This window comes from Caproicibacterium sp. NSD3 (genome assembly GCF_053613275.1).
This window is the reverse complement of record NZ_CM132119.1, coordinates 367,373-393,421: the sequence shown is the minus strand read 5'-3', so window position 1 is coordinate 393,421 and position 26,049 is coordinate 367,373. Positions and strand designations below refer to the sequence as shown.

17 protein-coding genes, 1 tRNA gene and 1 riboswitch are annotated in these 26,049 nt (G+C 44.2%); of the genes, 7 read left to right on the top strand and 11 right to left on the bottom strand.

The annotated features are described in order from the left end of the window. Positions 1–25 precede the first annotated feature (25 nt). Positions 26–2,293 (top strand): hydratase, encoded by a 2,268-nt coding sequence (locus ACVS9P_RS01820; RefSeq protein WP_452103946.1) that lies wholly within the window; start codon positions 26–28, stop codon positions 2,291–2,293. Positions 2,294–2,467: 174 nt separating this feature from the next. Continuing rightward, positions 2,468–4,975 (top strand): cation-translocating P-type ATPase, encoded by a 2,508-nt coding sequence (locus ACVS9P_RS01815; RefSeq protein ID WP_452103945.1) that lies wholly within the window; start codon positions 2,468–2,470, stop codon positions 4,973–4,975. Positions 4,976–4,989: 14 nt separating this feature from the next. Here the strand turns inward: ACVS9P_RS01815 and ACVS9P_RS01810 are convergent, their stop codons facing one another. The 4 genes from ACVS9P_RS01810 to ACVS9P_RS01795 all read right to left on the bottom strand — a co-directional run bounded on the left by ACVS9P_RS01810 (position 4,990) and on the right by ACVS9P_RS01795 (position 9,275). After that, positions 4,990–5,502, bottom strand: coding sequence for an O-acetyl-ADP-ribose deacetylase (locus ACVS9P_RS01810; protein ID WP_452103944.1), 513 nt, complete (start codon positions 5,500–5,502; stop codon positions 4,990–4,992). A gap of 154 nt (positions 5,503–5,656) precedes the next feature. After that, positions 5,657–6,040: a desulfoferrodoxin family protein gene (locus ACVS9P_RS01805; protein WP_452103943.1), complete on the bottom strand. Its 384-nt coding sequence runs from the start codon at positions 6,038–6,040 to the stop codon at positions 5,657–5,659. Between the two features lie 403 nt (positions 6,041–6,443). Beyond that, a complete protein-coding gene (locus tag ACVS9P_RS01800) occupies positions 6,444–7,715 on the bottom strand; it encodes an SLC13 family permease (protein ID WP_452103942.1) in 1,272 nt (423 codons plus the stop codon). A 114-nt stretch (positions 7,716–7,829) separates the two neighbouring features. Further along, positions 7,830–9,275 (bottom strand): M20 family metallopeptidase, encoded by a 1,446-nt coding sequence (locus ACVS9P_RS01795; protein ID WP_452103941.1) that lies wholly within the window; start codon positions 9,273–9,275, stop codon positions 7,830–7,832. 397 nt (positions 9,276–9,672) lie between these two features. On the opposite strand from ACVS9P_RS01795, the gene ACVS9P_RS01790 reads away from it, so the two are divergent. Continuing rightward, on the top strand, positions 9,673–10,974 hold the full coding sequence (locus tag ACVS9P_RS01790) for a hypothetical protein (RefSeq protein WP_452103940.1): 1,302 nt from the start codon (positions 9,673–9,675) through the stop codon (positions 10,972–10,974). Positions 10,975–11,252: 278 nt separating this feature from the next. Here ACVS9P_RS01790 and ACVS9P_RS01785 read toward each other — a convergent pair whose 3' ends face one another. The 7 genes from ACVS9P_RS01785 to thrS all read right to left on the bottom strand — a co-directional run bounded on the left by ACVS9P_RS01785 (position 11,253) and on the right by thrS (position 19,088). After that, on the bottom strand, positions 11,253–12,266 hold the full coding sequence (locus tag ACVS9P_RS01785; protein WP_452103939.1) for a sensor histidine kinase: 1,014 nt from the start codon (positions 12,264–12,266) through the stop codon (positions 11,253–11,255). After that, positions 12,263–12,937, bottom strand: coding sequence for a response regulator transcription factor (locus tag ACVS9P_RS01780; RefSeq protein ID WP_452103938.1), 675 nt, complete (start codon positions 12,935–12,937; stop codon positions 12,263–12,265). The genes ACVS9P_RS01785 and ACVS9P_RS01780 overlap by 4 nt, the downstream gene beginning before the upstream one ends. Positions 12,938–12,943: 6 nt before the next feature. Continuing rightward, complete coding sequence (locus tag ACVS9P_RS01775) at positions 12,944–14,965, bottom strand: FtsX-like permease family protein (RefSeq protein WP_452103937.1); 2,022 nt, start codon at positions 14,963–14,965, stop codon at positions 12,944–12,946. Further along, a complete protein-coding gene (locus tag ACVS9P_RS01770; RefSeq protein WP_452103936.1) occupies positions 14,955–15,737 on the bottom strand; it encodes an ABC transporter ATP-binding protein in 783 nt (260 codons plus the stop codon). The genes ACVS9P_RS01775 and ACVS9P_RS01770 overlap by 11 nt, the downstream gene beginning before the upstream one ends. Positions 15,738–15,934: 197 nt before the next feature. Beyond that, on the bottom strand, positions 15,935–16,318 hold the full coding sequence (gene crcB / locus ACVS9P_RS01765) for a fluoride efflux transporter CrcB (protein WP_452103935.1): 384 nt from the start codon (positions 16,316–16,318) through the stop codon (positions 15,935–15,937). Between the two features lie 49 nt (positions 16,319–16,367). Continuing rightward, positions 16,368–16,427: riboswitch (Fluoride riboswitch) on the bottom strand. A 234-nt stretch (positions 16,428–16,661) separates the two neighbouring features. Next, a tRNA-Gly gene (locus ACVS9P_RS01760) sits at positions 16,662–16,735 on the bottom strand. Between the two features lie 442 nt (positions 16,736–17,177). Continuing rightward, a complete protein-coding gene (gene thrS, locus ACVS9P_RS01755; RefSeq protein ID WP_452103934.1) occupies positions 17,178–19,088 on the bottom strand; it encodes a threonine--tRNA ligase in 1,911 nt (636 codons plus the stop codon). 580 nt (positions 19,089–19,668) lie between these two features. Between thrS and rny the strand changes: the two genes are divergently transcribed. From rny to recG, 4 genes are all read left to right on the top strand, one after another. Beyond that, complete coding sequence (gene rny, locus ACVS9P_RS01750) at positions 19,669–21,222, top strand: ribonuclease Y (RefSeq protein ID WP_452103933.1); 1,554 nt, start codon at positions 19,669–19,671, stop codon at positions 21,220–21,222. Positions 21,223–21,381: 159 nt separating this feature from the next. After that, a complete protein-coding gene (locus ACVS9P_RS01745) occupies positions 21,382–22,149 on the top strand; it encodes a TIGR00282 family metallophosphoesterase (protein WP_452103932.1) in 768 nt (255 codons plus the stop codon). 138 nt (positions 22,150–22,287) lie between these two features. Continuing rightward, the gene (locus tag ACVS9P_RS01740; RefSeq protein WP_452103931.1) at positions 22,288–23,967 is read left to right on the top strand and encodes a DAK2 domain-containing protein; all 1,680 of its coding nucleotides are present in this window, start codon (positions 22,288–22,290) and stop codon (positions 23,965–23,967) included. 37 nt (positions 23,968–24,004) lie between these two features. Continuing rightward, positions 24,005–26,029, top strand: a complete 2,025-nt coding sequence (gene recG / locus ACVS9P_RS01735; RefSeq protein ID WP_452103930.1) for an ATP-dependent DNA helicase RecG — start codon at positions 24,005–24,007, stop codon at positions 26,027–26,029. Positions 26,030–26,049 lie beyond the last annotated feature (20 nt).

Below are 26,049 nucleotides of genomic sequence, written 5' to 3'. Positions count from 1 at the left end.
ATTATCTTACAGGAGTAAAAAAGCAATGGTTAAATTATATGAATCCAGTATTTACCTCGTGAATGGCGAAACCATCGTCACCGACAGCGCAGCACTTCCCAGCCTTGTCGGCAAGACCGTCTCTAAGGAAGAAGCCACTAAAGGCACCATGGCCTATGGCATACTGAAAGCCCACAATGCCACCGATCATATGGAGAATCTTCAGCTGAAGTTTGATTCCATGACATCCCATGATATCACCTATGTTGGTATTATCCAGACTGCCCGTGCCTCCGGCATGACTGAGTTCCCGCTACCCTACGTTCTGACAAACTGCCACAACTCTCTCTGTGCTGTCGGCGGCACGATCAACGAGGATGACCACAAGTTTGCACTTTCTGCTGCTCATAAGTACGGCGGTATCTATGTTCCAACCAACATGGCAAACATTCACTCCTACAACCGCGAAACCATGGCAGGCTGCGGACGTATGATCCTCGGCTCCGACTCTCATACCCGTTACGGTGCTCTTGGCACTCTAGCGATTGGCGAGGGCGGCGGCGAGCTTGCAAAACAGCTTGTCGGCAGAACTTATGACTTTGCCCGTCCGGGTGTTGTCGCGATCTATCTGACCGGTGCTCCCAAGCCCGGTGTCGGTCCCCATGATGTCGCGCTCTCGATCTGCGGCGCTGTTTATAAGAACGGATATGTAAAGAACAAAGTCATGGAATTTGTAGGCCCCGGTATTAAAAACCTTCCAATCGAGTACCGCAACGCTATTGACGTTATGACCACCGAGACCACTTGTTGGTCCTCCATCTGGGTCACGGACGAAACAACGAAGAAATACTTTACCATTCATGGCCGTCCTGAAGCCTATAAAGAAATTAAACCCGCTGACGTTGCCTACTATGATGGCTGTGTTTATATTGACCTTTCCTCAGTGGAATGCACAATTGCAATGCCCATGCACCCTTCCAACACCTACACCATTCACGAACTGCAGGAAAATGCCGCTGACATTCTGCATCTTGTTCAGGAAAATGCCAACAAGCAGATAAAGGGTGCAAAAATGGACATCGTCAGCAAGCTCCATGACGGCGCTATATGGGTAGAACAAGGTGAGATTGCAGGCTGCGCAGGCGGTACCTTTGATAATATCTGTGCTGCCGCCGACATTCTCAGAGGCAAGAGCTGCGGAAACGGTGCTTTCACACTAAGTATCTATCCCGGCTCCATGCCCGCTTTGGCTGAGCTGATAAAGAATGGCAGAGCTGCCGATCTCGTCTCTGCCGGTGCCATCATGCGTGAATGCTTCTGCGGCCCCTGCTTCGGTGCAGGTGATACCCCCGCAAACGGCGAGTTTTCTATCCGCCATACCACGCGCAACTTTCCCAACCGCGAAGGCTCCAAACCCGGTGAAGGTCAGATGGCAGCTGTTGCTCTTATGGACGCACGCTCTATCGCAGCCACCGCGGCAAATGGCGGCAAGCTGACCGCCGCAACCGATATCGAAGTTGAGTATACCAATCCTGAGTACAAATTTGATGGCAGTATCTATGAAAAAAGGGTTTACAACGGCTGGACAAAGCCCGAACCCAAGACTGAATTGAAGTTTGGCCCCAACATTAAGGATTGGCCTGCACAGCCTGCTCTGACCGATGATTTGCTGGTAAAGGTCTGTTCCTACATCACCGACCCTGTTACCACTACTGACGAATTGATTCCCTCAGGCGAAACTTCTTCCTACCGCTCCAATCCTGAGCGTCTTTCCGAATTTGCTCTTTCCCGCCGTGATCCTCAGTATGTCTCCCGCAGCAAGGTGATGCGTCAGCAGGAGCGTGACCGTCAGGCTGGCAAAGGACTTTCCGATGAGGTAAAAGCAGTTTACGCTGCTCTAACTGCAGCCGGTATCAAAAACCACCCAGAGAGCACCAACATCGGTTCCACGATCTTTGCCAATATGCCCGGCGATGGCTCTGCACGTGAACAAGCTGCCTCCTGTCAGAGAGTGATGGGTGCATTTGCTAACTTTGCTAAAGCCTATGCCACCAAGCGTTACCGTTCCAATTGCATCAACTGGGGTATGACTCCCTTCCTCGTAGAGAATCCTGAAGTATTCGAGCTGGGCGATTATCTCTTTGTTCCCGGTGTGCGGCAGGCTGTTCTTGAGAACAAGGCCAATTTCCCAGCATATGCTGTCAAGGCTGACGGCACTGTTACCAAGTTCTCCGTTTCCACAGGTGCTTTGACCGAAGCCGAACGCGAGATTATCGTCGCCGGCTGCCTGATCAATTACTACCGCGGTCATTAATTTAGCCTTCTTCTTACCTTTTTTTGTACAAAGAAAGTCCACAACTGTAATACAGCTGTGGGCTTTCTTGATATTAAATAAAAAGGCTCCGGACAAGATACCATTTTAAAAGTTTCCGCATAAGATAGATGGAAACTTTTTAACTAAAACGACCAAACTTCCGGAGGCTTTTTTATGAATGACTTTTCGCAGTACCGAGGACTTTCCTCCGAAGAAGCTGAAAAGCGACTTAAAATTTATGGTAAAAATGAACTTTACGTTTCGCAACGAAATCGTCCTTTTCAAAAATTTTTAAAAGTCTTAAAGGAACCGATGTTTCTTTTGCTCCTTATAACAGCAGCGCTGTATTTCTTTCTCGGAAAGCCACAGGACGGCGGTACTATGCTGATCTTTGTAGGCGGCATGATTACCATCGACAGCATTCAAAGTTGGAAAACTGACCGGACGCTTTCTGCTTTGCGCGAACTTTCAGCGCCTCAAATTCCAGTTATTCGGGATAAAAAGGAGCAAAAAATTTCAAGCTGTGATTTGGTCCCCGGTGACCGAATGCTGCTTTTCGAAGGAGATAAAATTCCTGCGGATGGACGAATTCTAGAATGTTCCGATTTTATGACAGATGAATCAACGCTTACTGGAGAAACAGAAGCAATTTCAAAAGTTCCATTTTCTAAAAATGATTTTTCCGAATTTTATTTTCGCCGAGACAGCTGCTATGCAGGAACTTTGGTAACACGCGGAAGCGCTGCCGTTTTTGTAGAACGCACAGGGCGTTTTACGGAATACGGAAAAATCGGTACTGCCATTTCTCAGGCACCGGAAAAACTAACGCCGCTTCAATCTCAAACTGCCACATTAATTAAAAGCTGCGCAATTCTCACCATGGGGCTTTTTGTTCTGGTCACTTTTTTAACCTTTTGGAATCTTTTGGATTTTCCTCTGCGTGAGCGTCTAACGGAAAGTCTGCTCTCCGGCATCACGCTCTCGATGGCGATGATTCCGGAAGAATTTCCAGTGGTGCTAACGGTCTTTCTTTCAATGGGCGCATGGCGGCTTGCCAAAAAACACGCGCTGGTACGAAAGCTTTCCAGTGTGGAGACGCTGGGCGCCGTTTCGGTCTTATGCGTAGATAAAACCGGAACCCTCACAAAAAACGAAATGAAGGTAAAAAAGCTTTGGCCATTTAACATCAATCAGTCTTATCTTGCCGAAATCATGGGGCTAGGATGTGAAACGCCGCCTTATGACCCGATGGAAAAAGCGATGCTGCGTTTCTGCAGAGAACAAAATATTTTAATGGATTCTTCTTCCCGTGGAGAATTTCTTGCGGAATACTCTCTTACTGACGATCTCAAAATCATGGGACACGTCTGGAAACGAAATGGTCACATTGAAATTGCATTAAAAGGCAGTCCGGAACAGATTTTAGAGCTCTGCCAACCTCCTCAGGCAACTCTTGAAGCCGCCCGTAAAAAATATGAATTGCTTTCAAAATCCGGTCTGCGGGTCATTGCAGCTGCCATTCAAATTTTGGAAGAATCAGAAGCGATTCCAAAAACAATTTTAGAATGCCGCCCCCAATTTGCTGGACTGATTGGGCTTTGTGACCCTCCTCGAAAATCCATCAAACAGGATATTGAGAACTGCCACCACGCAGGAATCCGTGTTTTAATGATTACCGGAGACAGCCCTTTAACCGCTTATGCAATTGCCCAAAAAGTTGGGATACAAAGTACGAATAGTGCCATCACCGGAGCCATGTTGGATCAAATGGACGAAGCGCAACTTTTAGAAGTTGTCAAAACAAGTTCTGTCTTTGCCCGCACGATTCCTTCCCACAAAATGCGAATTATAGAGGCACTTCGAAAAAATGGAGAAGTCGTTGCAATGACCGGGGATGGAGTAAATGATGCACCGGCTCTAAAATATGCGGATATTGGTATTTCCATGGGAAAAAAAGGAAATCAAGTCTCTCGGGAAGCTGCTGACCTGATTTTAATGGATGACCGCTTTTCTACTATCGTTGAAACGATTCACGACGGCCGCAGAATCTACGAGAACATTCGCAAAGCCGTAAGCTATATTTTTACGATTCACATTCCGATTGCGCTTTCGGCAATCTTCATGCCGATTCTCAGAATTCTGCCTGACTCTCTCTTTTTACTTCCTGTCCACATCATGCTCTTAGAGCTTCTGATCGATCCCACCTGTTCCTTAGTATTGGAGCGTCTGCCGGCACAGCCGGATCTTATGAAACAGTCACCCAGAAAAAAAGGAGGCTCCCTTCTTTCTCATCATCTTCTCGGAAAAAGTTTCTTACAGGGATTTATTCTATTTCTGGTATCATCCGGTTCTTATGTTTTTTGTTTGAATCATTTACACGAAAATGCCGCCTTTGCCCGCTCAATAGGGCTCTGTATTCTAATGACTGCCAATTTCTTTTTGGTACTGCTCTCCGCTTTCGACCGAGGATCAACTTTCAGAGGAATGCAATCGTTTCTGCGAGATCGGGTCTTACAGTTTTCCGCTCTCGGAACATTTCTCCTGATTTTTCTAATGCTCAATTCTCCATTATGCGCTTTTTTAAAGCTTTCTCCTCTGCCGATTTCTCAATTTTTTGTATGTGTTTTTTTGGCGGCAGTTTCTGTTTTTTGGTATGAACCGATCAAACATCTTTCTCGTTAATGATTTAGAAGCATTTAGGATAATTCTTGTAGCGCCTTCTGATAGGCTTTCTCCGTAACAGGATCAAAGCAGACCATATAAACCGTTTCAATGCCACAATCAGACTTTAAAAATTCTAAGATCTCAGAAGCCGCAATTTTTGCCGCCTCTGGAAGTGGAAAGCGATAAATTCCGGTACTGATTGATGGAAAAGCGACGGTGTGACAATGTGCTTTCTGCGCTAGGCAAAGGCAATTTCGATAACAGTTTCTCAAAAGCTGTGCTTCTCCCCTCTTTCCACCGTGGAAAACAGGCCCTGGCGTATGAATCACATACTTTGCCGGCAAAAGATATCCGCCGGTGATTTTCGCTTCGCCGGTAGAGCAGCCACCCAGCGTCCGGCACTCTTCCAGAAGTTTGGGCCCTGCCGCACGATGAATCGCGCCGTCTACTCCGCCGCCTCCCAAAAGAGTTGTATTCGCAGCATTCACGATTGCATCTACCCGCATTTTCGTAATGTCTCCTAAAACGATCTGCAACTTTGACATGGAAACTCCTCCTTTTTAAGCTTCTTTCGCTTGTCCCATACAAAAAAGAGCCGATCCCTTTTGCTGCCTGCAAAAGCGATTGGCTCTTTAACAATGAAAATTTTAGCTTATCATCACACAGTCAATTGATCGATGACTGCATTTCGGCTGCCATTTAAGCTTCTGCTTTCCAAAGTCCATGCAGATTGCAATAAGCATAAGCTGCGGTCGGCTGATCGTCTGATGTCAATGCAAACACTGCTTTCGGCTCTTCTCCGGGGTGCAATGCCTTGTGCTGATAACCTTTTTCTGTTTCCAGACAGATCCACTGAATCGAATGTTCTTCGGTCATCGGATGCGGAGTACTGCCGACTTTGACCGTAACAGTACTGCCTGAAACTTCAATGACCGGAACATGCTTTTCAGCAGCCGCATCTGTCGTATTCGGAACAAGTTCCTGCATCTTTTCTCCGCAGCACACAACAGGGACTCCGCTATCATGTACTTTGACAACAATATTCCCGCAGTGACGACAAATATAGAACTTCAGTTTGGACATAAAAAACACTCCTTTTTCTTTAATTTTTTGGATTCAACCATCTGTGCTGATTCTCTTTTACCATCCAACAAATGACTAAATTCTTGCTTTGAGTATATCATATTTTTCCAGTAATCTGTTAATGATCTGTTAAAAGTTTTCGTTTTGGTCTAAAATAATGTCTAAGTCTTCTAAATAGAGCATCCCCCGAATTAAATCCTGATTTTTTATCTTTTAAATATTGATATCTGTAGGCTATCATAAAAAAGCAGAGCAATCAAAATACCTAATGGTATTAAGATCACTCTGCTTTTTATCGCCGCATTTTTGTCTATATTACGATTTTGATGGATTGTTCTACAAATTTATTTATTATTAAGCCATTCTCTTATATCAAGATTTGTTTCTGTGCAGATCAAACAAATCAGCCGATTGGATACAATGTCATTGCAATTAATACACCAACTACGCCACGAACAACACCAGGAATCAACCCGGCTTTCAAAATAGTTTTCTGGCTGTATCCGCCAGCGCCCATAGCCATTGGCACAACGGCAGTTGCCATTGGCGTAATCAACGAAGACATTGATGCCAATGCGCACAGGATGATTGGTCCGCGCGGATCACAGCCCATTGAAACGCAGGTCATAACCGCCAATGGAACCAGCACTGTTGTAACAGCACGATTGTACAGCACGGAGGTCATTAAGAAAGCAACGATGTAGAATGCCGCACCAATGAGATAGCCATTGGTTGTATGACCGAGCATAGAGGCAAACAATTTTCCTAACATTTGTGCAGCACCGGTATCACTCAGTGCATTGCCCATAACAACTACGCCCACATACAATAGGATAATTTCCATATTCATGTTATTGATTGCTTCACGCTCGGTCAAAACGCCACTAGCTACAATCACGACAGCACCAATCATGGTAGCTTCCCAAGAAGGAACACCCAGCATCAAAGCAATGATAACTGCTACAAACACACCATAGCCCAAAACTTCGCGCACAGGGCTGAGTGGTTCTTGATGCTTCAGTTCATGACCTTGCACCATGCTGGTAGGCATTTCCGGCTGTTCCGGCAAAAATTTTGGGACTACAAAGATTGCTAACAAAATGGTGATAAGTCCGACCGGCAATAGAACGGCTGTTTCTGACCAAAGGTTAAACTGAGTGGCAGTCCAACCAAAGGATTGCATGTAACCGTTATCAGTAGTGTACCATGCGGCATAAGGGCCGATAGGCTCGATAATAAATGCGCAGGACACCGATGCGATAGCAATTGGATACATCATTTTAGACGGACTGATGTGCATCTCGTCGCACATGCCCTGAACCAACGGATAGACCAAAGCAAAAAGTGCTACAATACTGGGAATAAATTGTCCCAGAACGCAAGTCATCAGGACATAAGTAGCAAGGACTTTGGTAAAGGACCCTTTGGTCACCTTATAAAGCATTTTGGATAGATGAGTGATCATCTGGGTACGGCTTAAACCCGCAGCAACGATGAACATACAGACCATTGTAATAACGGTTGTGCTGCCAAAAGACGGCAATGCTGTTTTGACATCGGTACATCCAGTGATAACTAAAAGCACCATAACAAGCATTGAGGTAACTGACATCGGTATTTTTTTCATGAAAAACGAGACAATCATAAATGCAAAAATTAATAAGCATATTGTCATCTGGGACATTTCTTCTTCCTCCTTATTAATCCAATAAAATATTGGAACAAATATTGTTGAACTTCTCTGCACAGAAAAGGCAACTTGACCTTCTTAACTATTTTGAATCTGTTTTTATATGCCTTGGGGAATCTTTGGTTTTATCTCTTTTGGAATAGGAGCGCAATACGCCTGGGATTTTGTGCGCTTCAGCTTTTCCTGCTTAGCGCGTTCAACAATGGCAGGGTCTTTTAGCACATCGATTGCTGCACCTGCGAGCACCTTACCGGCATAAAGCATTCCTCCATGCGCCATTCCGCTTTTTCCTACCGCAACTTCTTGCCAGGAATGCATTGCAGTTCCTGCGGGCATCGTGGCGATATTGAGCTGAGCCACCGGACATACCCAACTAACATCCCCCACATCTGAGGAGGCAAAGCCTTGACGTTCCATCGGGAAGGGCATCACCACATTATGTATGTCGCTGCCAGAGTTTTGGGAAAGCTTTTCCTGCTCTTCTGGGTCAGTGACATCCAGAAGAAGCTCATCAAAATAGGAAGCACTCCCTTTTTGAGTTGCGCGCATAGCCTTTGCCAACGCAAAATCTTCTTTTGAAAATTCCGGCGCGGAGATTTGCTCTAAATTTTTTTGTAAAACTTGGAGCAGGTTGGTATTAAGCACGGTATTGGAACAGGCCTTTACGAATTCAATTTCCACTCGGGTATCCGTCATCATTGCTGCGCCATTTGCAATACGATTAACTCTTTCGTACAGGTCTTTGGCTTGTCCAAGCTGTGGCGCACGCATTAGGTATAATCCCTCGGCGTAAGGCTGAACAACTCCTGGGAGTGTGCCACCGGTATTCGTAATTGCATAGTGAACTCGGTTGTCCATTGGCATGTGTTCGCGCAGATACTGTACGCCGGTATTCATCAGTTCCAGGGCATCCAATGCACTGCGGCCAAGTTCCGGGGACATAGCCGCGTGAGAAGAGATGCCATAAAAGTGGTAGCATGCCTGATAGTTTGCCATTGTGCTTTCGCGTGCCACGCTATTCACTTCTCCAGGATGCCAGCTGAAGGCAATATCCAATTCATCAAAAACACCGTCACGCGCCATAAACCCTTTTCCGGCACCGCCTTCTTCGGCCGGGCACCCAAAGAATTTGACGGTTCCCGGCAAACCGTTTTCTTCCAGATAATGCTTCACTGCGATCGCTGCCGCAAGGGATCCGACCCCCAACAAATTATGTCCACAACCGTGGCCGGCACCACCAACTTCAACAGCCTTTTTTTCTGGGCATTGAGCAACCTGACTTAAACCAGGTAATGCATCGAATTCTCCCAAAAATCCAATGATAGGCGCCCCCGAACCAAATGTTCCGGAAAAAGCAGTAGGAATTCCGGCCAATGGGCGTTCAACTGTAAACCCTTCCTGCTGCAATGTCTCACAAAACAATTTGGCGGCCTTCGTCTCATGGTATCCGATTTCCGGATGATCCCATAAAAAGTCGCTCATTCCAGTGAGCATTTTGCTCTTTTCATCAATAAAAGTAATTGCTTGTTCTTTTTTAATTGACATAATATTTGTGATCCTTTCTGTCTATGCTGTAATTGCTGCTTTTGAAAGTCGTTACCCATGGACTCTAAAATAAAGTGAAAGATGCCGAATTTAAAATTATTAAATGAAATTTTCACTATATTTTCGGACACCTTTCGGAAATTTCATTTAAAATATACCATTAAGGAATCCCTCGGTCAAGCAAAATTTATGCCTAAAAACAATCTTTTCTCTTTCCTACAAAGGATAAATTCAAGACTTGGTTATTATTTAATAAAGAAACTATTTTTAGACATTTTGTATCCTATTTTTTCATTTAAAAAATTTTTAGACATATTTTTAGACATTTGTCTTGCTTTTATCATTTTTGTAGTATACAATTGCAATGAATGATATTGTATAGTGAGAGGATGTTTTCATGTATTCTATTGGTGTATTCACTACGGAGCAGTCTCTGCGATATATCATGTGCATTGATAAGGAAATGCGCACATACAGCAACATCACTTATTTGCCTTATTCTTCTCTGGAGCATCTGGAATTTTTATACGAAAAAAATGCTAACCAGTTTGATGGGCTTTTATTCAGCGGCTCCTATCCTTACCAAGTCATTGTTAAAAAATATAATAATCTTCTAAAACCTTTTACCTATTTCAATATTACTGACCGTGATTATTACAAATTGATCGCGCGTTTGGCGATACAAAAGCCACAGTTGGATTTTTCGCGGGTTTATTTTGACCGGCCGGAAATACCTGTGGATTTTACTTCTATTTTTAACAAATCGGATATTCCTCTCCTCGGTACGGCGCCCATTGATTGGGAAACAGTCGATGCTGTTGAGTGGTACAAGCCCCTGCTCGAATATTATCGCCAGGTTTGGGACAGCGGTAAAGCTGATTTATTAGTCACCCGATTCGGCAGTATGGACGAATACTTCAATAAAAATCATATTCGGCATGAATTTTTATACCCTTCAGCTGAATCTATGATAGAAACTTTCCGCGGCCTAATTATGCAGCTCAGCGCTGTTTCTATGCATGACTCCGCAGCCTGTATCGGGCTGGTTGGCACAGCACACACTATGACAGAAGCACAACGCACTGCGTTATCCTCACAGTTACAAACTTGCAATAAGCAGTTTGGTATGCCTTTTCTTGTCTATGAGCATGGGAACCATTATGAATTAACCACAAATATTGCAGTGCTAAAAGAAATGTCTCAGCAATACACCACCTGTCCTGTTATGACATTCTTGCAAAACAATTTGGATTTTCCAGTCTGCGTAGGCTGGGGCTGTTCCAATAACGTGATCGATGCACACCGTAACGCACAGCGAGCCATAAAAGAAGCTTTTCTGCGCAAAGGTTCTGCTGCTTTTATTGTCACCGCGGACAATGTGATCATTGGGCCGCTTTCCAGCGTTCGAAGGATCAGTTATACAGATTCTCCGAATCAGCATCTCTCAAATCTAAGCAAAAGTCTTTCTGTTTCCCCACTTTATCTGAGCAAAATTATTTCTGTCCTCAATCAAAAGGGCAGTGATACTTTATCTGCAGAAGAGTTAGCCTTCTTTTTGAACGTTACTACCCGCAGTGCATCGCGCATTCTTTCAAAGCTGGAAGCCGGAGGTGCTGCAACCGTTCAATATAATCGCCAACTTAATTTGCGGGGACGGCCTGCCAAGATTTATAAGATCCTTTTTCAAAAATTGACATAACGGATTATTCTAACAAAAAAGGCGCTGCGGGAAAAACCCGCAGCGCCTTTGCTGTTATGTGTCGAATTATACACTATAAAAAGACACGTGTCAAACATTTTTTGCAAAATTTTAAAGGCACGATATGGAATTCTAGAAGAATGTGATTCCATATCGTGCCTTTATTGTAGTGTAAGCTCCTGACTAACTAGGAAATTATTTTAATAAAGCTGCTTCTCTATTTGCCGTATTTTATAATTTTTAATTAAAAATAGGTGGTAATTTGCAATATAGATTGTCTATAATACATAAGGAAAGACCAGTTCAATGCCGAACCCACTGCCTACCGGAAATCCATTTTCCAAGTTCACTTCAGCAGAAAGCGCCTCGGCATATTTTTTCACCAAATAAAGACCCATTCCTGTCGCTTTTTGACGATCAGGGTGATTTCCGGTAAACCCCTTCTCAAAAATAAACGGTGCGTCTTCCGGCGGAACTCCTGCTCCGTTATCCCTCACACAAAGATAGATTTTATGGTTATCATTATCTTGCCAGGTGGACACAAAAACTTGTCCGTCTTTTTTCGCTGCATATTTGACGGCGTTGCTGAGCAGCTGTGAAATCATAAAAGCAAGAACTTTTCTGTCTGAAACGACCGTTGTGGGATTCCATTTCGTCACAAGGTCTATTTGTTTTTCTTCTATGAGAGATGCAAATTCTCTGATGACTTCTTCGGCACACTCATCCAGTCTAAACCGGGTAAAATTGTAATCCACATGAGCCGTCTGTAAGCGGGCATAGTAGAGAATTTTTTCGACATCTTCGCTGATCTGCCGCCTCGAATGCTCCATTCTGCTGTAAACATAAGGGCTCATCTCGTCTTTATGATTTTCCAACACCAAAGTCATCAGAGACATCGGAGTCTTGATTTCGTGCGTCCACGCTTCTATATATTCCTGATAATTCTGCAAATTAAGCTGTTTCTCGTTAAGATCAGCATTTTGCTTTTTAAGCCGTTCATACACCGTTTCAATCACATACGCCCATGAATCATCAAGTGTAACGATAAGGGCCTGTTTTGTCGCTTCGTTTGGATCATTAAAAAAACTATCAACCGCATTGATCTTTCTTTTTTGAGTTCGGCACTGCAAAAAATAGCCAACCCCAATGATGATCGCTGTAAAAAGCAAAATAAACAGACATATGCTTTTCATTGCATCCGGGCGAAGCAGCCATGTCAATAGGATAAAGGTCAAGTCCGTTAACAGCAGCAGAATCAGCCAGTGCCCAATTCTTTTTAGAAACAATTTCATAAATCTGAGACCTCCAGCTGATAGCCCTTCCCCCGAATCGTCATAACAATATTTTTAAGTCCCATTTTGCTAAGATTCTTCCGAAGCCGCGTCATGTTGACCTGCAGAATATTTTCGTCCACAAATTCATCTGTCCCCCATACAAAGGAGCATAATTCCGCACGAGAAACAGGCTTAGGATGTTTCTCCATCAGAAGGCGAAGAATTTTGCCCTCCCTCTCCGGCAGTATCATGTGTTTGTCTTTCAAAATCAATTTATAGGTATCGGTATCGAGCGATAATTTTCCACACTGAATGACGCTCTTTACCTTGCCATAGGTCTGCAAAAGTCTGCCCGCACGGGCAAGTAGCCGATCTGGGTGGCACGGCTTTATCAAAAAATCGTCAGCTCCAAGCCCAAGCGCTGTCAGTTCATCATTCAGCGTATCACGGGCAGTTAGGATCAGTATTGGAAAAGAGGCCCTTGCTTTTAGCCATTTGCAGAGTTCGAATCCTGATTTACCGGGCAAATTAACATCCAGCACAACAAGATCAGGATGAAGATCAAGGATCTCCTTTTGAGGAGCAGCAAAGGAAGAGATACCCGAGGCCGAGTATCCCTTCTTTTGAAAGGTCATCATGATTTCTTCGCGCAAATATTCATCGTCTTCCACTATGACAATTCTGATCAAGCGGCTTTACCCCCGATCTGTGATTTCAAGCATCCTGATTTCCCGGCAGGCCGTCCGTTTTACAATAGATATATAAATGATCTCCGTCATAATAAAGACAATGAGCGCAATCGCCGCAAGCGTAGCAACGGTAACTATCGAAGTGCCGGTCGGCAGTCGCGTAAGATTTGTAAACATGACAAAGATCGCAACAATACTGTTGCAGACCGCAACACTGAGCATGAGTGTAAAAAACATTTGAATCTGTTTTTTTGCAGAACGGCATAAATCTTCCGTATCTGCGCCAAGAATCAGCAGAGTAATATATCTGTGCTTATTCTTCCGCTGCTGAATCAGATATTTTAAGCCGACCAAAGTATTGGAAATCAGCAAAAACAAAATGCCAAGATAAATTGTCAGATAGCTTGCAGCCACAGTATAAAACAGATTTCTTCCGATGCCGCCAAGATAGCTGTCATATTGAAGACCAGTTCCCGCAAGGCAGCTGTCCATTTTTTGAATTGCCTGCATCAGTCCCAACTCATCAGTCAGGCTCTTCTTTAGGTGTATATTTTGGCAAAATGATTGTGTATCTTCGGCAAGTTTCTGATACAGCTCATCGGGAACAATCAATGCGGTATAAAGCGTAATAGAACGGTTGGCGACAATGTTGTCGTGATATAGTTGAGGCAAAAGGCTATATTCTTCTCCGTTGATTCCTATGGTCACCTTGCTTTTCAGTGCTTCATTAAGCAGATCATAGAGGTTGCCTTCTCCACTGCCCATCGTCGAATAAAGCGCCACCTTGTTTTCGCTGAGATCGATCGGCTCTTTTCCCATGGCAGACATCATATGATTATAAGATGTTTCCGACAGAATATATTCCAAATGAAAGTTCTGCACAAGATTGTCAGCTTTCGGAATCTTCTTTAACGCATCAATTATATGGTTCGTCTCAAATTTCGTCTTCGTCATGGACAGATAAACAGGATAGGAAGTTTTTATCATTTCGTTGATTTTCGGGTTCTCTAAAACGGCAGAAATATCCGATTCTGTTCCCATAATCGAAAAATCGGTGCTTCTCGACTCTGTTGTTCTGCCAATCCCCATGGCGATTCCATAAGAGATACAGGAAAGCGCGATCAGCAGGAGTAACGATGATACCGCCAGCGACTTATGCTCAAACAGTACATTCTCCTGAACCTGACGCCCGGTAAAAGTTGCGAGTCCTGTTGCATTTTGGCTTTTGCGGCTGATTTGCTTCCCTATAAAACCGCCAAGTCCGCGGTATAGAAAAAAAGTTCCTAAAATGCCGCACATGAAAAGTATAAGAACAGAAATCATCAAAGCAGATAAATCCATGCTGCTCAGTTGGAAAATTGCGAAATAATAGGCAATCAGCAGAAATAATATTCCGAGAATAAAAAAAGTGCCGCTTTTTCTTTTCGACATTGGTGCCTGCTTTTCGGAAGCATCCGAACTTAAAAGCTTTGCTGGTTCTGCTTTTCCTAATGGGATACAGATGATCAGCATGGAAAGGAGCTGTACCATGACAAAGCCGCAGACTGTCCATAGGATAGCATCCCCAGAGAATGAAATGCTGTGACCGAGAATTCCTAGCCCAATCAGTTTTGCTGTTATAAGGCTGATTCCCTCTGTGAGAAACAGGGCCACCGGCAGCCCGATCAGCAGGGATATCAGACTGCTCCACAGCGTTTCACACAGCAGAAGGAAAAATAAGCGGCTGCGTTTCATCCCCAGCATGAGATACATTCCAAATTCCCGACGCCGGCTATCTATCTGATACTTACAAGCAAAGTATACCAGAAAAAATACGAAAAACAACGATATTACATATACAAATGGAATCAACATCATCAGTTTATGAACAGCATCGCTCTCGATCGTGCTCAAAAAGCGCATAACATCCTGTTTATCCAATGAAAGAAGTGTATAGAAAGCAACAATGGCAATGATGAGAGAGCGGAAGAACAGACCGTTCCCTTTGCGGTTTTTGGCAGCATTGCGCCGGATCTGCTTAAAGAACATTTGCGCTTCCTCCTCCCAACTGAGCCATCACTGTTACAATCCGTTCGTAGAAGAAAACGGGTATTTCCGCTGCCATGTTTCTTCTGAGCTCGTGGAACAGACGGCCATCCTGGATAAAGAGGATACGGGAACAATAACTTGCCGCGTTGGCATCATGGGTGACCATCATAATCGTCTTATGCTGCTCACTATTGATAGAAGAAAGTTTATCCATTAAAATTTTAGAATTTTTACTGTCCAGAGCACCCGTAGGCTCATCAGCCAAAACGATGCTCGGATCAGAAATCAAAGCTCTTGCCGCTGCAACACGCTGCTTTTGTCCGCCGGACATCTGTGAAGGAAATTTATCCAAAACGTCTGTAATATCCAATTTTGCGGCAATCTGCCGAATATTATTTTCCGCATTTTCCCCAGTGACGCCGTGCAAAGCCAATGGGAGGGTAATATTTTCTCTTGCCGTTAGATTATCGAGCAATTCAAACTCCTGAAACAAATAGCCGATCTCCTTGCCGCGGTAGTTTGCTAATTGCGTTCCGTTAAAGGTCGAGATATCCTTGCCGTGCAGAATGATTTTACCGGAACTTGGCTTGATCATGGTCGCAATGCAGTTTAGAAGCGTCGTTTTTCCAGAGCCGCTGACTCCCATGATTCCAAGAAATTCCCCTTCCAACACATCAAAACTAATCCCCCGTAGGGCTTCCGTCTTGGTGCTGCCTTTCCCATAGCTTTTTGTCAGACCTTCCACCTGTAAGATTCGATCATTTGCATTCATGGTAAATTCCTCCTGCTCATTGATTGTCTTCATTGTAGCATTCAGAACAGTCAAATACCACTTACAGTTGCTGTAAGGTGAACCCCCTAAATCATTGCAGGCCCTTTTTGTTGTATATAAAAAACGACTCGCCATTTTAAAACGGCGAGTCTACAGCATAATATTTAAAGTCATTCGAAAATATAGCAAAAAGCACATCAGCGTAACCATAAATGAGCGACTATTTTTCCAAGCCAGCAGGCAAACAATGCTGAAAAAAGGTTTAATCCGGCATTCATTCCACCCATCAGATATTCGCCGTCGGAAAAGAAGGAAATGGTTTCATAGCTGAAGGTGGAAAAAGTAGTAAGTCCCCCCATCATCCCGGTCGTCAAAAATATTCTGGCATTTGCTGAAATGGGCCAAGCACTGGAACTTGCCTCCATGATGAATCCCATAATGAATCCACCAAAGATATTTACAATCAGAGTTCCCAGAGGAAAATCTCCAAAATATTTAGCTGTAGCGGTTGAAATCACATAGCGCAGTGCTGCACCAAGAAATCCCCCAAACCCAACGATTAAGATTCTGCTTAACTTCATAACAACGATACCACCCTCAAGACAAAAATATAGGCTCCTACCTCAATCCCTTAAAGTAGAAGCCATTAGCAATCACTGCATTATAGTGAGCCTCATCACCAAACCACTTTATTAAGAGTATACAATTTTCATCATTTTGTAAAGATAGAAAAGTTAAAAATATTCTTACACTTTTTATCAAATTTTGTGTCTTTATCACACTTTTGCTGACTGACAAACTCTATAGGCCTAAAGGCCCTTTTATTGATCAACTTCGATAAAAAGGCAAATGAAAGCGATAAGCCATATAGTATATAGAAAGAAAAAAGTCCGAACGCGAAATTGCGTTCAGACTCAGTTTATTTGGAGCAGGAGAGGGGAATCGAACCCCCATATTCAGCTTGGGAAGCTGATGTTCTGCCACTGAACTACTCCTGCATAATCAGCAAAACTATGGTTGTTATTTTAACATAAAACAGTAACCAATGCAAGGGAATCTTATGATGATTTTTATGAAAAAAGGTTTCTCTTTAGTTTCGCTGGTTTACATAATGTAAAAAAATATTTTTATAATTTTGTTTTTTCCCTGTAGTATTCCACACTTTCCACCGGCTTTTCCACAAAGTGATTTGAAAAAAGGGCGAAAGTCAGCCGATTGGGGGTAGTTTTCCACAACTTCCACCGCTAAGCTGTCAAAACTTTCCCCGGACAAACTGTTTACATAAGTTTCTAGGAAACTAAAATTATGTGTTTGACAGAACATCTTCCTCTTGATATTTAAGCCTTCTAAATAATCGTCTTGATAATTGTAAAAAGCCGCAGAGACTTCGTCAATAAAGACAAAATCCCTGCGGCTTTTTTTACCTCAATTCAATAAGAATCAGTCCAGCTTTTTATCTGCAACTTCCTTCTGTACACGCGCAATGAAATCTTTGACAGCCATTGTGCCAAGATCTCCCTCTTTACGGTGACGTACAGAAATCTCTCCGCTCTCAACTTCCTTATCGCCAATTACCAGCATATAAGGGGTCTTCTGCAGCTGTGCTTCACGAATCTTATAACCGATCTTTTCATTTCTCATATCGCTTTCTACCCGCAGACCGGCATCTTCCAATTCTTTCTGCAGCTTTTCACAATAATCGTGATGGCGTTCACTAATCGGTAGAATCTGTACCTGCACCGGAGAAAGCCAAATCGGGAATGCACCAGCAAAGTGCTCGGTAAGAATTCCAATAAAGCGCTCCACCGAACCAAATACAACACGGTGAATCATAATCGGACGATGCTTTTGCCCATCTGCGCCTGTATATTCCAGTTCAAAACGCTCCGGCAGCTGGAAGTCCAACTGAATGGTTCCGCACTGCCATGTACGGCCTAAGCAGTCCTGCAGATGGAAATCGAGCTTCGGGCCATAGAATGCGCCGTCGCCCTCATTGATATCATAGTCATACCCGAGTTCCGTAATCGCTTCGCGCAAAACATTCGTTGCGTTATCCCAAGTTGCCTTATCTCCCATATGATCTTCCGGCATGGTCGAAAGTTCAATATGATACGGGAACCCAAAAGTCTTATAAACGCTGTCGATCAAACGCACCACGCCTTTGATCTCATCTTTCATCTGATCGGGCGTCATAAAGATATGCGCATCATCCTGATTGAAGCAGCGTACACGCATTAAGCCATGCAAAGCACCGGAAAGTTCATGACGATGGACAAGACCAATCTCACCCATTCTCAGCGGCAGATCTTTATAGGAACGCATCTTTGTCTTATAGACCAGCATTCCACCGGGACAGTTCATCGGCTTGATTGCATAATCTTCGTCGTCGATCACCGTAGTATACATATTATTCTTATAATGTGCCCAGTGTCCGCTGCGCTCCCAAAGCTTCCGGCTCAAAATCACCGGCGTGCTGATTTCCTGGTAGCCGGCCTTCTTATGCACTTCACGCCAGTAATCCAGAAGCAAATTTTTAAGAATCATTCCCTTTGGCAGGAAGAACGGGAATCCGGGGCCTTCATCCATAATTGTAAAGAGCTCCAGTTCTTTTCCTAGTTTACGGTGATCCCGCTTTTTGGCTTCTTCCAGCATTTTCACATAGGTATCGAGATCTGCACTCTTCGGGAAAGAAATTCCGTAAACACGCTGCAGCATCTTATTTTTAGCATCTGCACGCCAATAAGCTCCGGTGCAGTTTGTCAATTTGACCGCTTTTACTTTTCCGGTGCTCAAAAGATGAGGACCAGCGCAAAGGTCAATATAATCGCCCTGCTTATAGAAAGTGATTTTTTCGCCCTTGCCGCTGTGTTCTTCAATCAGTTCGACTTTGTAATCCTGATGTAAATCCTTCATCAGCTTCAATGCGTCTTGTGCCGACATCTCTACCCGCTCTAATGGAATATCTTCTTTGATAATCTTCTTCATCTCAGTTTCAATCGCCGTGAGATCTTCCGGAGTGAGCGTCCTGGGCAGATCGAAATCATAGTAGAATCCATTATCGATTGCAGGCCCGATCGCAAATTTCGCATCAGGGAACAAATGCTGAACCGCTTGTGCCATAATATGAGAGGTAGTGTGCCAATAAGCACGCTTGCCGTCCACCTGGTCAAACGTTAAAATCTCCAGCTCGCAGTCCTCTGTTAGTGGAGTCCGCAGATCGACCACTTTTCCATTCAGCTTTCCAGCGCAGGCAGCCTTATAAAGTCCCATTCCGATGCTTTTGGCAACTTCTGCAACTGTGATTCCGGATTCAAATTCTCTTGGTTCGCCTTTTAAAGATACCTGAATCATTTTTCTGCTCCTTTTCTTTCTATATAATATTTTTAGAGAGGCAGCTGACAAAATAAAAAAGCCCTGCCCCACCTAAAATGGGGCAAGACTTGATTTGTCTCACGGTTCCACCCATATTCTCCCGCTTAAAACGGGACTCATTAAAAAAGCTTCTAACGGTGCTTTTCCGGCATACTTCTTCAGCATGCAGCTCGGAGGTGGTAGTCCTTGCAGTTGTATTCGGTGCAAAAGCTTTCAGCCTAAGACTTTTGCTCTCTGATCCAAAACCAATCTGCGGCTTCCTCGTCATCGCTTTTTATTTAAATATCACCCGGTAATCTCCGGATAAAAGTCATGTTATCACCGTTTTCTTTCCTTGTCAAGCGATCAGAATCTTTATTCCAAATTTCTTTTGGCTGCAGAACCCTTTGGAAAAGGAGGATCCATTCTTGACAACCCCCCTCTTTGCGGTATACAATTGTAAAGAATGCAAGAGTGGAAAACACATGACTGCATTTTTGGGAATGACGCACCCAATTTTCTTAATATTTTCAAAATCAATTTCTTAAAAATTTTTTTTTAAAAGGAGGTGCCCCTAAAATTGAATACTTTCACAGCAATCCTCATCGCAGCAGTTTGTGCAGCGGTGGCTGGTGTTGTGTGCTTTTTTGTCGGTTCTGCACATCGAAAAAAGGCAGCTGAAGCTGCGATTGGCTCTGCAGAAGAAGAAGCCAAGCGGATCGTAAGCGATGCGCTAAAAAATGCAGAATCCAAAAAGAAAGAAACCTTGCTGGAAGGAAAAGATGAGTTGCATAAGCTGCGCTCAGAAGCGGAAAAGGAAATCGGCGACCGCCGCAAAGAAGTACAGCGACAAGAACGGAGAATCCAGCAAAAGGAAGAATTTCTAGACAAAAAATCAGAAACATTTGATACAAAATCCGAAGCTCTGCAGCAAAAGCTCAAAGATGCCGACCAAAAGCTCGCAGATGCAGAAGAGGTTAAAAAGAGTCAGTTGGAAATGCTGGAAAAGATCTCTGGTTATACAGCAGACCAGGCAAAAGAATATCTGCTCAAAGACCTTGACAATGAGCTGACTCATGAAAAAGCAGCCAAGCTGATGACCATGGAGCAACAGATGAAAGATAATTCCGACCAAATGGCTCGAGAGATTATCTCTATGGCAATTCAGCGCTGTGCTGCAGACCATGTAGCAGAAGCAACCATCAGCGTTGTTCCACTGCCAAACGATGAAATGAAAGGCCGCATTATCGGCCGTGAGGGACGCAATATCCGGGCAATTGAAACGATGACCGGAGTCGATCTGATTATTGATGACACACCAGAAGCAATTACCATTTCCAGTTTTGATCCGGTTCGCCGCGAAATTGCACGAATTGCATTGGAAAGACTGATCTCCGATGGCCGGATTCATCCAGCCAGAATCGAAGAAATGGTGGATAAAGCCCGCCATGAAGTGGACGCGACCATTAAGCAGGAAGGTGAACGGGCTGTTATTGAGGCCGGTGTAAACGGTCTGCATCCTGAATTGATCAAACTTCTGGGACGATTGCGTTATCGTACCAGCTATGGGCAGAATGTGCTCAATCACTCTCTTGAAGTTGCTTCCCTTTGTGGAATTATGGCAAGTGAACTCGGAATGGATCCGACTGTTGCGAGAAGAGCCGGTCTTTTACATGATATTGGAAAATCTCTGGATCATGAGATGGAAGGTTCCCATGTAGATATCGGTGTTGATGTCGCCCGTAAGTACAAGGAAAGTGAAGCAATCATTCATGCGATTGCCGCACATCACAATGATATTGAACCTAAAACGGTAATTGCCTGTCTCGTTCAGGCTGCCGATGCAATCAGTGCCGCTCGTCCCGGCGCCAGGAGAGAGAATCTGGAAAACTACATCAAGCGCCTTGAAAAGCTTGAAGAAGTCGCTTCCAGTTTTGAAGGGGTTGCAAGCTGCTATGCCATCCAAGCAGGTCGCGAAATCCGCGTAATGGTAAAGCCTGAAGTCATCAGTGACGATCAGATGGTTTTGCTTGCCCGCGAAATTTGTAACAAGATTGAAAATGAGCTTGAATATCCCGGTCAGATCAAGGTAAACATTATTCGTGAAAGCCGCGCTTCTGACTATGCAAAATAAACTTTGCGGTTGAGCCGCATGCTTTTCTTTTGAAATCTTACGCCTGTCTGATTGTTCAGACGGGCGTTTTTTATGCTTTAAAGCTGTACCGCTCTTGCCTTTTGGAATTTTTTCCTTCATAATAGGAAACAGTTGAAAATAGAATCGAGGAATTCTAAAATGAATCTTTTTGCAATCGGAGATGTTGTCGGCAGTATTGGATGCCGATTTCTTCGGGAAAAACTGCCCGCTTTTAAAAAATATAAAGGAATCGACCTGGTAATCGCTAACGGCGAAAACAGCGCCGACGGCAATGGCCTGACCCCTTCCTCTGCACGCTATCTTTTCGACAGCGGCGTCGATGTGCTTACAGGCGGCAATCACAGTTTTCGCAGAAAAGAAAGCTATGAGCTTTATGATACCTGCGAAACGCTTTTGCGGCCAGCAAATTTTCCTGCTTCCGCCCCGGGAAGAGGATTTACCGTGGTTGATATGGGCCGCATTCAGGTGGGAATTCTCAATTTGATGGGAGTTGTTTATCTGGAATCCATGGAATCCCCCTACGATTGCGCCGACCGTCTTTTAAAAGACGCGCCCAAAATTACCGTGGTGGATTTTCATGCGGAAGCAACTGGAGAAAAGCGCAGTCTCGCCTATTATTTGGATGGAAGGGTCAGTGCAATTTGGGGAACTCACACTCATGTTCAAACAGCGGATGACTGTCTGCTGCCAAAAAGCACAGGCTATATTTCCGACCTTGGAATGACCGGTACGATCGAATCTGTATTGGGGGTCAAACCGGAACTAACCATTGAGAAAGCCCGCACCAAAATGCCGGTTCGCTTTGATCTTTTGCAGGAAGGTCCTTGCAAAATGGACGGATGTCTCTTTGGCATTGATGAAAAAACCGGGCGCTGCCTTTCTGCAAAGCGAATTGAGCTCACTTAAAAGTGTTTTATCTTTTACACATATTGTCCCATCACAGCGGAAAAGATTCAGGTTGAATCCATTTATCGATTGTGATATAATATTGGATATTAAAAGCATGGAAGCGGTCTGAACCGCCTTATGAAGAGGAGTGTCGATATGATCAACGGAACTGATCTTCGCAACGCTATGATTTCAGCTGCGAACAATATCGCAAAGCATAAATCCAGCATTGATAAACTGAATATTTTTCCGGTCCCAGATGGAGATACCGGAACGAATATGTCTATGACTATCGGAAATGCCGCCGCTGAACTTGAAAAAGTAAAAGAAGAAAAAACAGCCGGTGAAGTAGCCCACATTGCAGCAAGTGCCTTATTGCGTGGTGCCCGTGGAAATTCCGGAGTCATTCTTTCTTTGCTTTTCCGCGGGTTCTCAAAAGGAACAGAAGGAATGGACACGCTTGGCGGAAGTGACCTTGTCAATGCATTGGGAATGGGTGTGGAAGCTGCCTATAAGGCAGTTATGAAACCAGCAGAAGGAACGATTTTAACTGTCTCCCGCGTTGCCTGCGAAAAAGGAAAAGCTGCCGCAGCAATTGATGACGATCCGGTTTATGTATGGAGTGCCGTTTGTAAAGGCGCTGCAGAAGCTCTGGAAAATACACCTGAACTTTTACCGGTCCTTAAAAAAGCCGGTGTCGTGGATGCAGGTGGAAAAGGGCTCTGCTACATTTTTGAGGGTATGATGAGTGTTTTTCGTGACGGTGTCATCATCGAAAATGATGGGGACGAAGATGAAAAAAATTCTGCTGCTTCTTTAAGTGATGACTTCTTCCGCAATGCTGCAGCTGAATTTGACCAGGAAATTCACTACACTTATTGTACCGAATTTATTGTCGGGCGTAATCTCGAAGTACAGAAAGATCCGGAAGAACTTCGTACTTTCCTCGAAACCATGGGCGACTGCGTTGTAGTGGTTTCAGACGATGAGATCATCAAAGTTCATGTGCATACAGAGGATCCCGGAAATGCTCTGGAAGCCGCTCTAGTCTTTGGTCAGCTGCTGACTGTAAAAGTTGACAACATGAAAGAACAGCACCGCAAAGCACAAGTAACAGAGGCTGCTAAAAAAGAAGAGCTTAAAAAAGAGGGACTAAAGTCTGCAGAACCTACGGAAGAAATCGGATTTATTTCTGTAGCCGCAGGGGAAGGATTAGCAACCCTCTTTAAAGATCTTGGATGCACTCACGTTGTGAGCGGCGGCCAAACAATGAACCCCAGCACAGAAGATATTCTGGAAGCTGTCAAAGCAACTCCGGCAAAAAATGTCATGATTCTGCCGAATAATAAAAATATTGTTATGGCCGCTGAACAGTGCATTCCACTCATTACCGACCGCAAAGTTATTGTTCTGCCTACTCGTACAATTCCGCAAGGACTTTCTGCCATGCTTTCTTATGATCCGGAATCCACTACGGAAGAAAATTCCGTTAAAATGATGGAAGCCGCCGGGAATGTAAATACCGGCATGGTCACCTTCGCCGCTCGTGACAGTGAGTTTGGCGGTCATAAAATGAAAAAGGGCGACATTCTTGGCCTTGAAAACGGCAAGATGAAGTTTATTGAAAAAGATTACGTTCATACTTGCAGCAAATTGACCCGCTCCATGGTAAATCGTGCTACCTCCTTTATCACCATTATCTATGGTCAGGATGTAACCGAAGAACAGGCCAATGATGCTTATAATCGCATTAAATCTCATGTGAGTTCCGATATTGAAGTTACTTTAGTCAACGGTGGTCAACCGGTTTATTATTTTATCATTTCAGTTGAATAATTCCAATTGAAAACCACCAAAAAGGTTGGGATTTTTCGTGTCTCTTTTTTCGGTTTCAATTACAAATTTAAAAGGCGTCGGCAAAAAGCGTGCTCCTCTTTTCCAAAAAATTGGAGTGCTTTCTGTCGGCGCTTTATTGCGCCTTTATCCACGTACCTACGAAGACTGGAACCACCGTTCTACCATTTCTGATGCTGTTCCAGGGACTGTCTGTGCCATTCGGGCAACAGTTTCTTCGATTGGTTCTCCCGTTCGGGTTCATGGCGGAATGATTCTGATTAAAGGCGCTGCAGAAGATGAAACTGGAATTCTGAATCTTACTTTTTTTAATAATCCCTATATCCCGCACTTGTTGATTCCTGACAGCACCTATATTTTTTACGGAAAAGTAACGGAAAATTTTGGGCACAAAGAAATGGCTTCCCCTGCATTTCTTTTAGAAGAACGCTGTACAGGGCTTCGGCCAATCTATCCGCAGACAAAGGGACTTACCAGCCGTATGATCGAAAATGCAGTCCGCGAAGCTTTGCGTCTGCTGCCCGAAACAATCAAAGATCCGCTTTCCCCTTCTCTGCGCAAAGAAGAAGGCCTTTGCTATCTGCGCTTTGCTCTCGAAAATATTCATTGCCCCAAAGACACTGAATCAATGGAAACCGCCCGCAGACGGCTGATTTTTGAAGAACTTCTTGTTCTGCAGTTAGGGCTTCTCTCCATGAAAAGCCATACCCGCGAAAAGAGCAAATTTCAGATTAAAGCTGAATACACAAAGGAGTTTTGGAGTCTTCTTCCCTTTTCCCCGACCAATGCGCAAAAACGTGCCGTAGAAGAATCGATTGCAGATTTAATGAGCGGAAAACCTATGAATCGCCTGATTCAAGGCGACGTTGGCAGTGGTAAAACCGTTGTTGCAGCTGCGCTTTGCCATACGATGGCGAAAAATAAGATTCAATCGGCGCTGATGGTCCCGACTGATATTCTCGCTCATCAGCATTTCGCTTCGCTTTCTCCCCTCCTCGGAAAATGTGGAATCCGGGTTGGCCTTTTGACCGGCTCGATGAAAGCAAAAGAAAAACGAGAAATAAAAGCCGCTCTGCTTTCGGGAGAAATTGATGTTCTGATCGGTACCCATGCAATTCTCACGCAGGATGTGCAGTTCCAAAATCTCGGCCTTGTCATCACGGACGAGCAGCACCGGTTCGGCGTTCGGCAGAGAGCGGAACTTGTGGAAAAATCAAAAGGCACCCATGTGCTTGTCATGAGTGCAACGCCGATTCCACGGACACTGGCATTGATTATTTACGGAGATCTAGACCTTTCAGTGATTGATGAACTTCCTCCCGGCAGACAAAAAATAAAAACCTTCTGGATCGCCGGAGACAAACGCCGACGTGCATTTGGCTTTCTAGAAAAGCAAGTAAAGCTTCATCGGCAATGCTATGTGATCTGCCCCATGATTGAGGACGGGAGCGAAAAAGCCAGCGTTACAGAATATGCAAAAAAGCTAAAGAAAGAGCTTCCTTCCTGCCGAATTGGCTCTCTCCACGGACGAATGAAAGCGACAGAGAAAGACAAAATCATGGAAGATTTTTCTGCTGGAAACCTTGATATTCTCGTCTCGACAACCGTTGTCGAAGTCGGCGTAGATGTGCCGAATGCGACCGTTATGCTGATTGAAAATGCAGAACAGTATGGGCTTTCGCAGCTGCATCAGCTGCGCGGACGAGTCGGGCGCGGCAAATTTCAGTCCTATTGTATTTTGATTTCCGACGCGCAAAACGATAACGCACAGGCAAGAATGAAGGCAATGTGTGAAACACAGGACGGCTTTGAAATCGCCGACCGGGATTTAAAGCTGCGTGGTCCCGGGGATTTCTTTGGAGATCGGCAGCATGGTCTTCCCCAATTAAAAATCGCCGACATCAACACCGATTTGGCAGTTCTCAAGCGAACTCAAACGATTGCCTGCTCTCTTTTAGCGGAAGACCCTGAACTTAAAAATGAAGATCACCGCGGCCTTTGTGCAGAGGTGCGGCTTCTTTTTCAATCTCTTGAGTCTTCTTAACCTTAATCAAAAATCATCAA

Bases quoted from the DNA above. Each gene is read 5' to 3' on its own strand.
- ACVS9P_RS01820 (WP_452103946.1), top strand. From the start codon at position 26: ATGGTTAAATTATATGAATCCAGTATTTACCTCGTGAATGGCGAAACC.
- ACVS9P_RS01815 (WP_452103945.1), top strand. From the start codon at position 2,468: ATGAATGACTTTTCGCAGTACCGAGGACTTTCCTCCGAAGAAGCTGAA.
- ACVS9P_RS01810 (WP_452103944.1), bottom strand. From the start codon at position 5,502: ATGTCAAAGTTGCAGATCGTTTTAGGAGACATTACGAAAATGCGGGTA.
- ACVS9P_RS01805 (WP_452103943.1), bottom strand. From the start codon at position 6,040: ATGTCCAAACTGAAGTTCTATATTTGTCGTCACTGCGGGAATATTGTT.
- ACVS9P_RS01800 (WP_452103942.1), bottom strand. From the start codon at position 7,715: ATGACAATATGCTTATTAATTTTTGCATTTATGATTGTCTCGTTTTTC.
- ACVS9P_RS01795 (WP_452103941.1), bottom strand. From the start codon at position 9,275: ATGTCAATTAAAAAAGAACAAGCAATTACTTTTATTGATGAAAAGAGC.
- ACVS9P_RS01790 (WP_452103940.1), top strand. From the start codon at position 9,673: ATGTATTCTATTGGTGTATTCACTACGGAGCAGTCTCTGCGATATATC.
- ACVS9P_RS01785 (WP_452103939.1), bottom strand. From the start codon at position 12,266: ATGAAATTGTTTCTAAAAAGAATTGGGCACTGGCTGATTCTGCTGCTG.
- ACVS9P_RS01775 (WP_452103937.1), bottom strand. From the start codon at position 14,965: ATGTTCTTTAAGCAGATCCGGCGCAATGCTGCCAAAAACCGCAAAGGG.
- ACVS9P_RS01770 (WP_452103936.1), bottom strand. From the start codon at position 15,737: ATGAATGCAAATGATCGAATCTTACAGGTGGAAGGTCTGACAAAAAGC.
- crcB (WP_452103935.1), bottom strand. From the start codon at position 16,318: ATGAAGTTAAGCAGAATCTTAATCGTTGGGTTTGGGGGATTTCTTGGT.
- thrS (WP_452103934.1), bottom strand. From the start codon at position 19,088: ATGATTCAGGTATCTTTAAAAGGCGAACCAAGAGAATTTGAATCCGGA.
- ACVS9P_RS01745 (WP_452103932.1), top strand. From the start codon at position 21,382: ATGAATCTTTTTGCAATCGGAGATGTTGTCGGCAGTATTGGATGCCGA.
- ACVS9P_RS01740 (WP_452103931.1), top strand. From the start codon at position 22,288: ATGATCAACGGAACTGATCTTCGCAACGCTATGATTTCAGCTGCGAAC.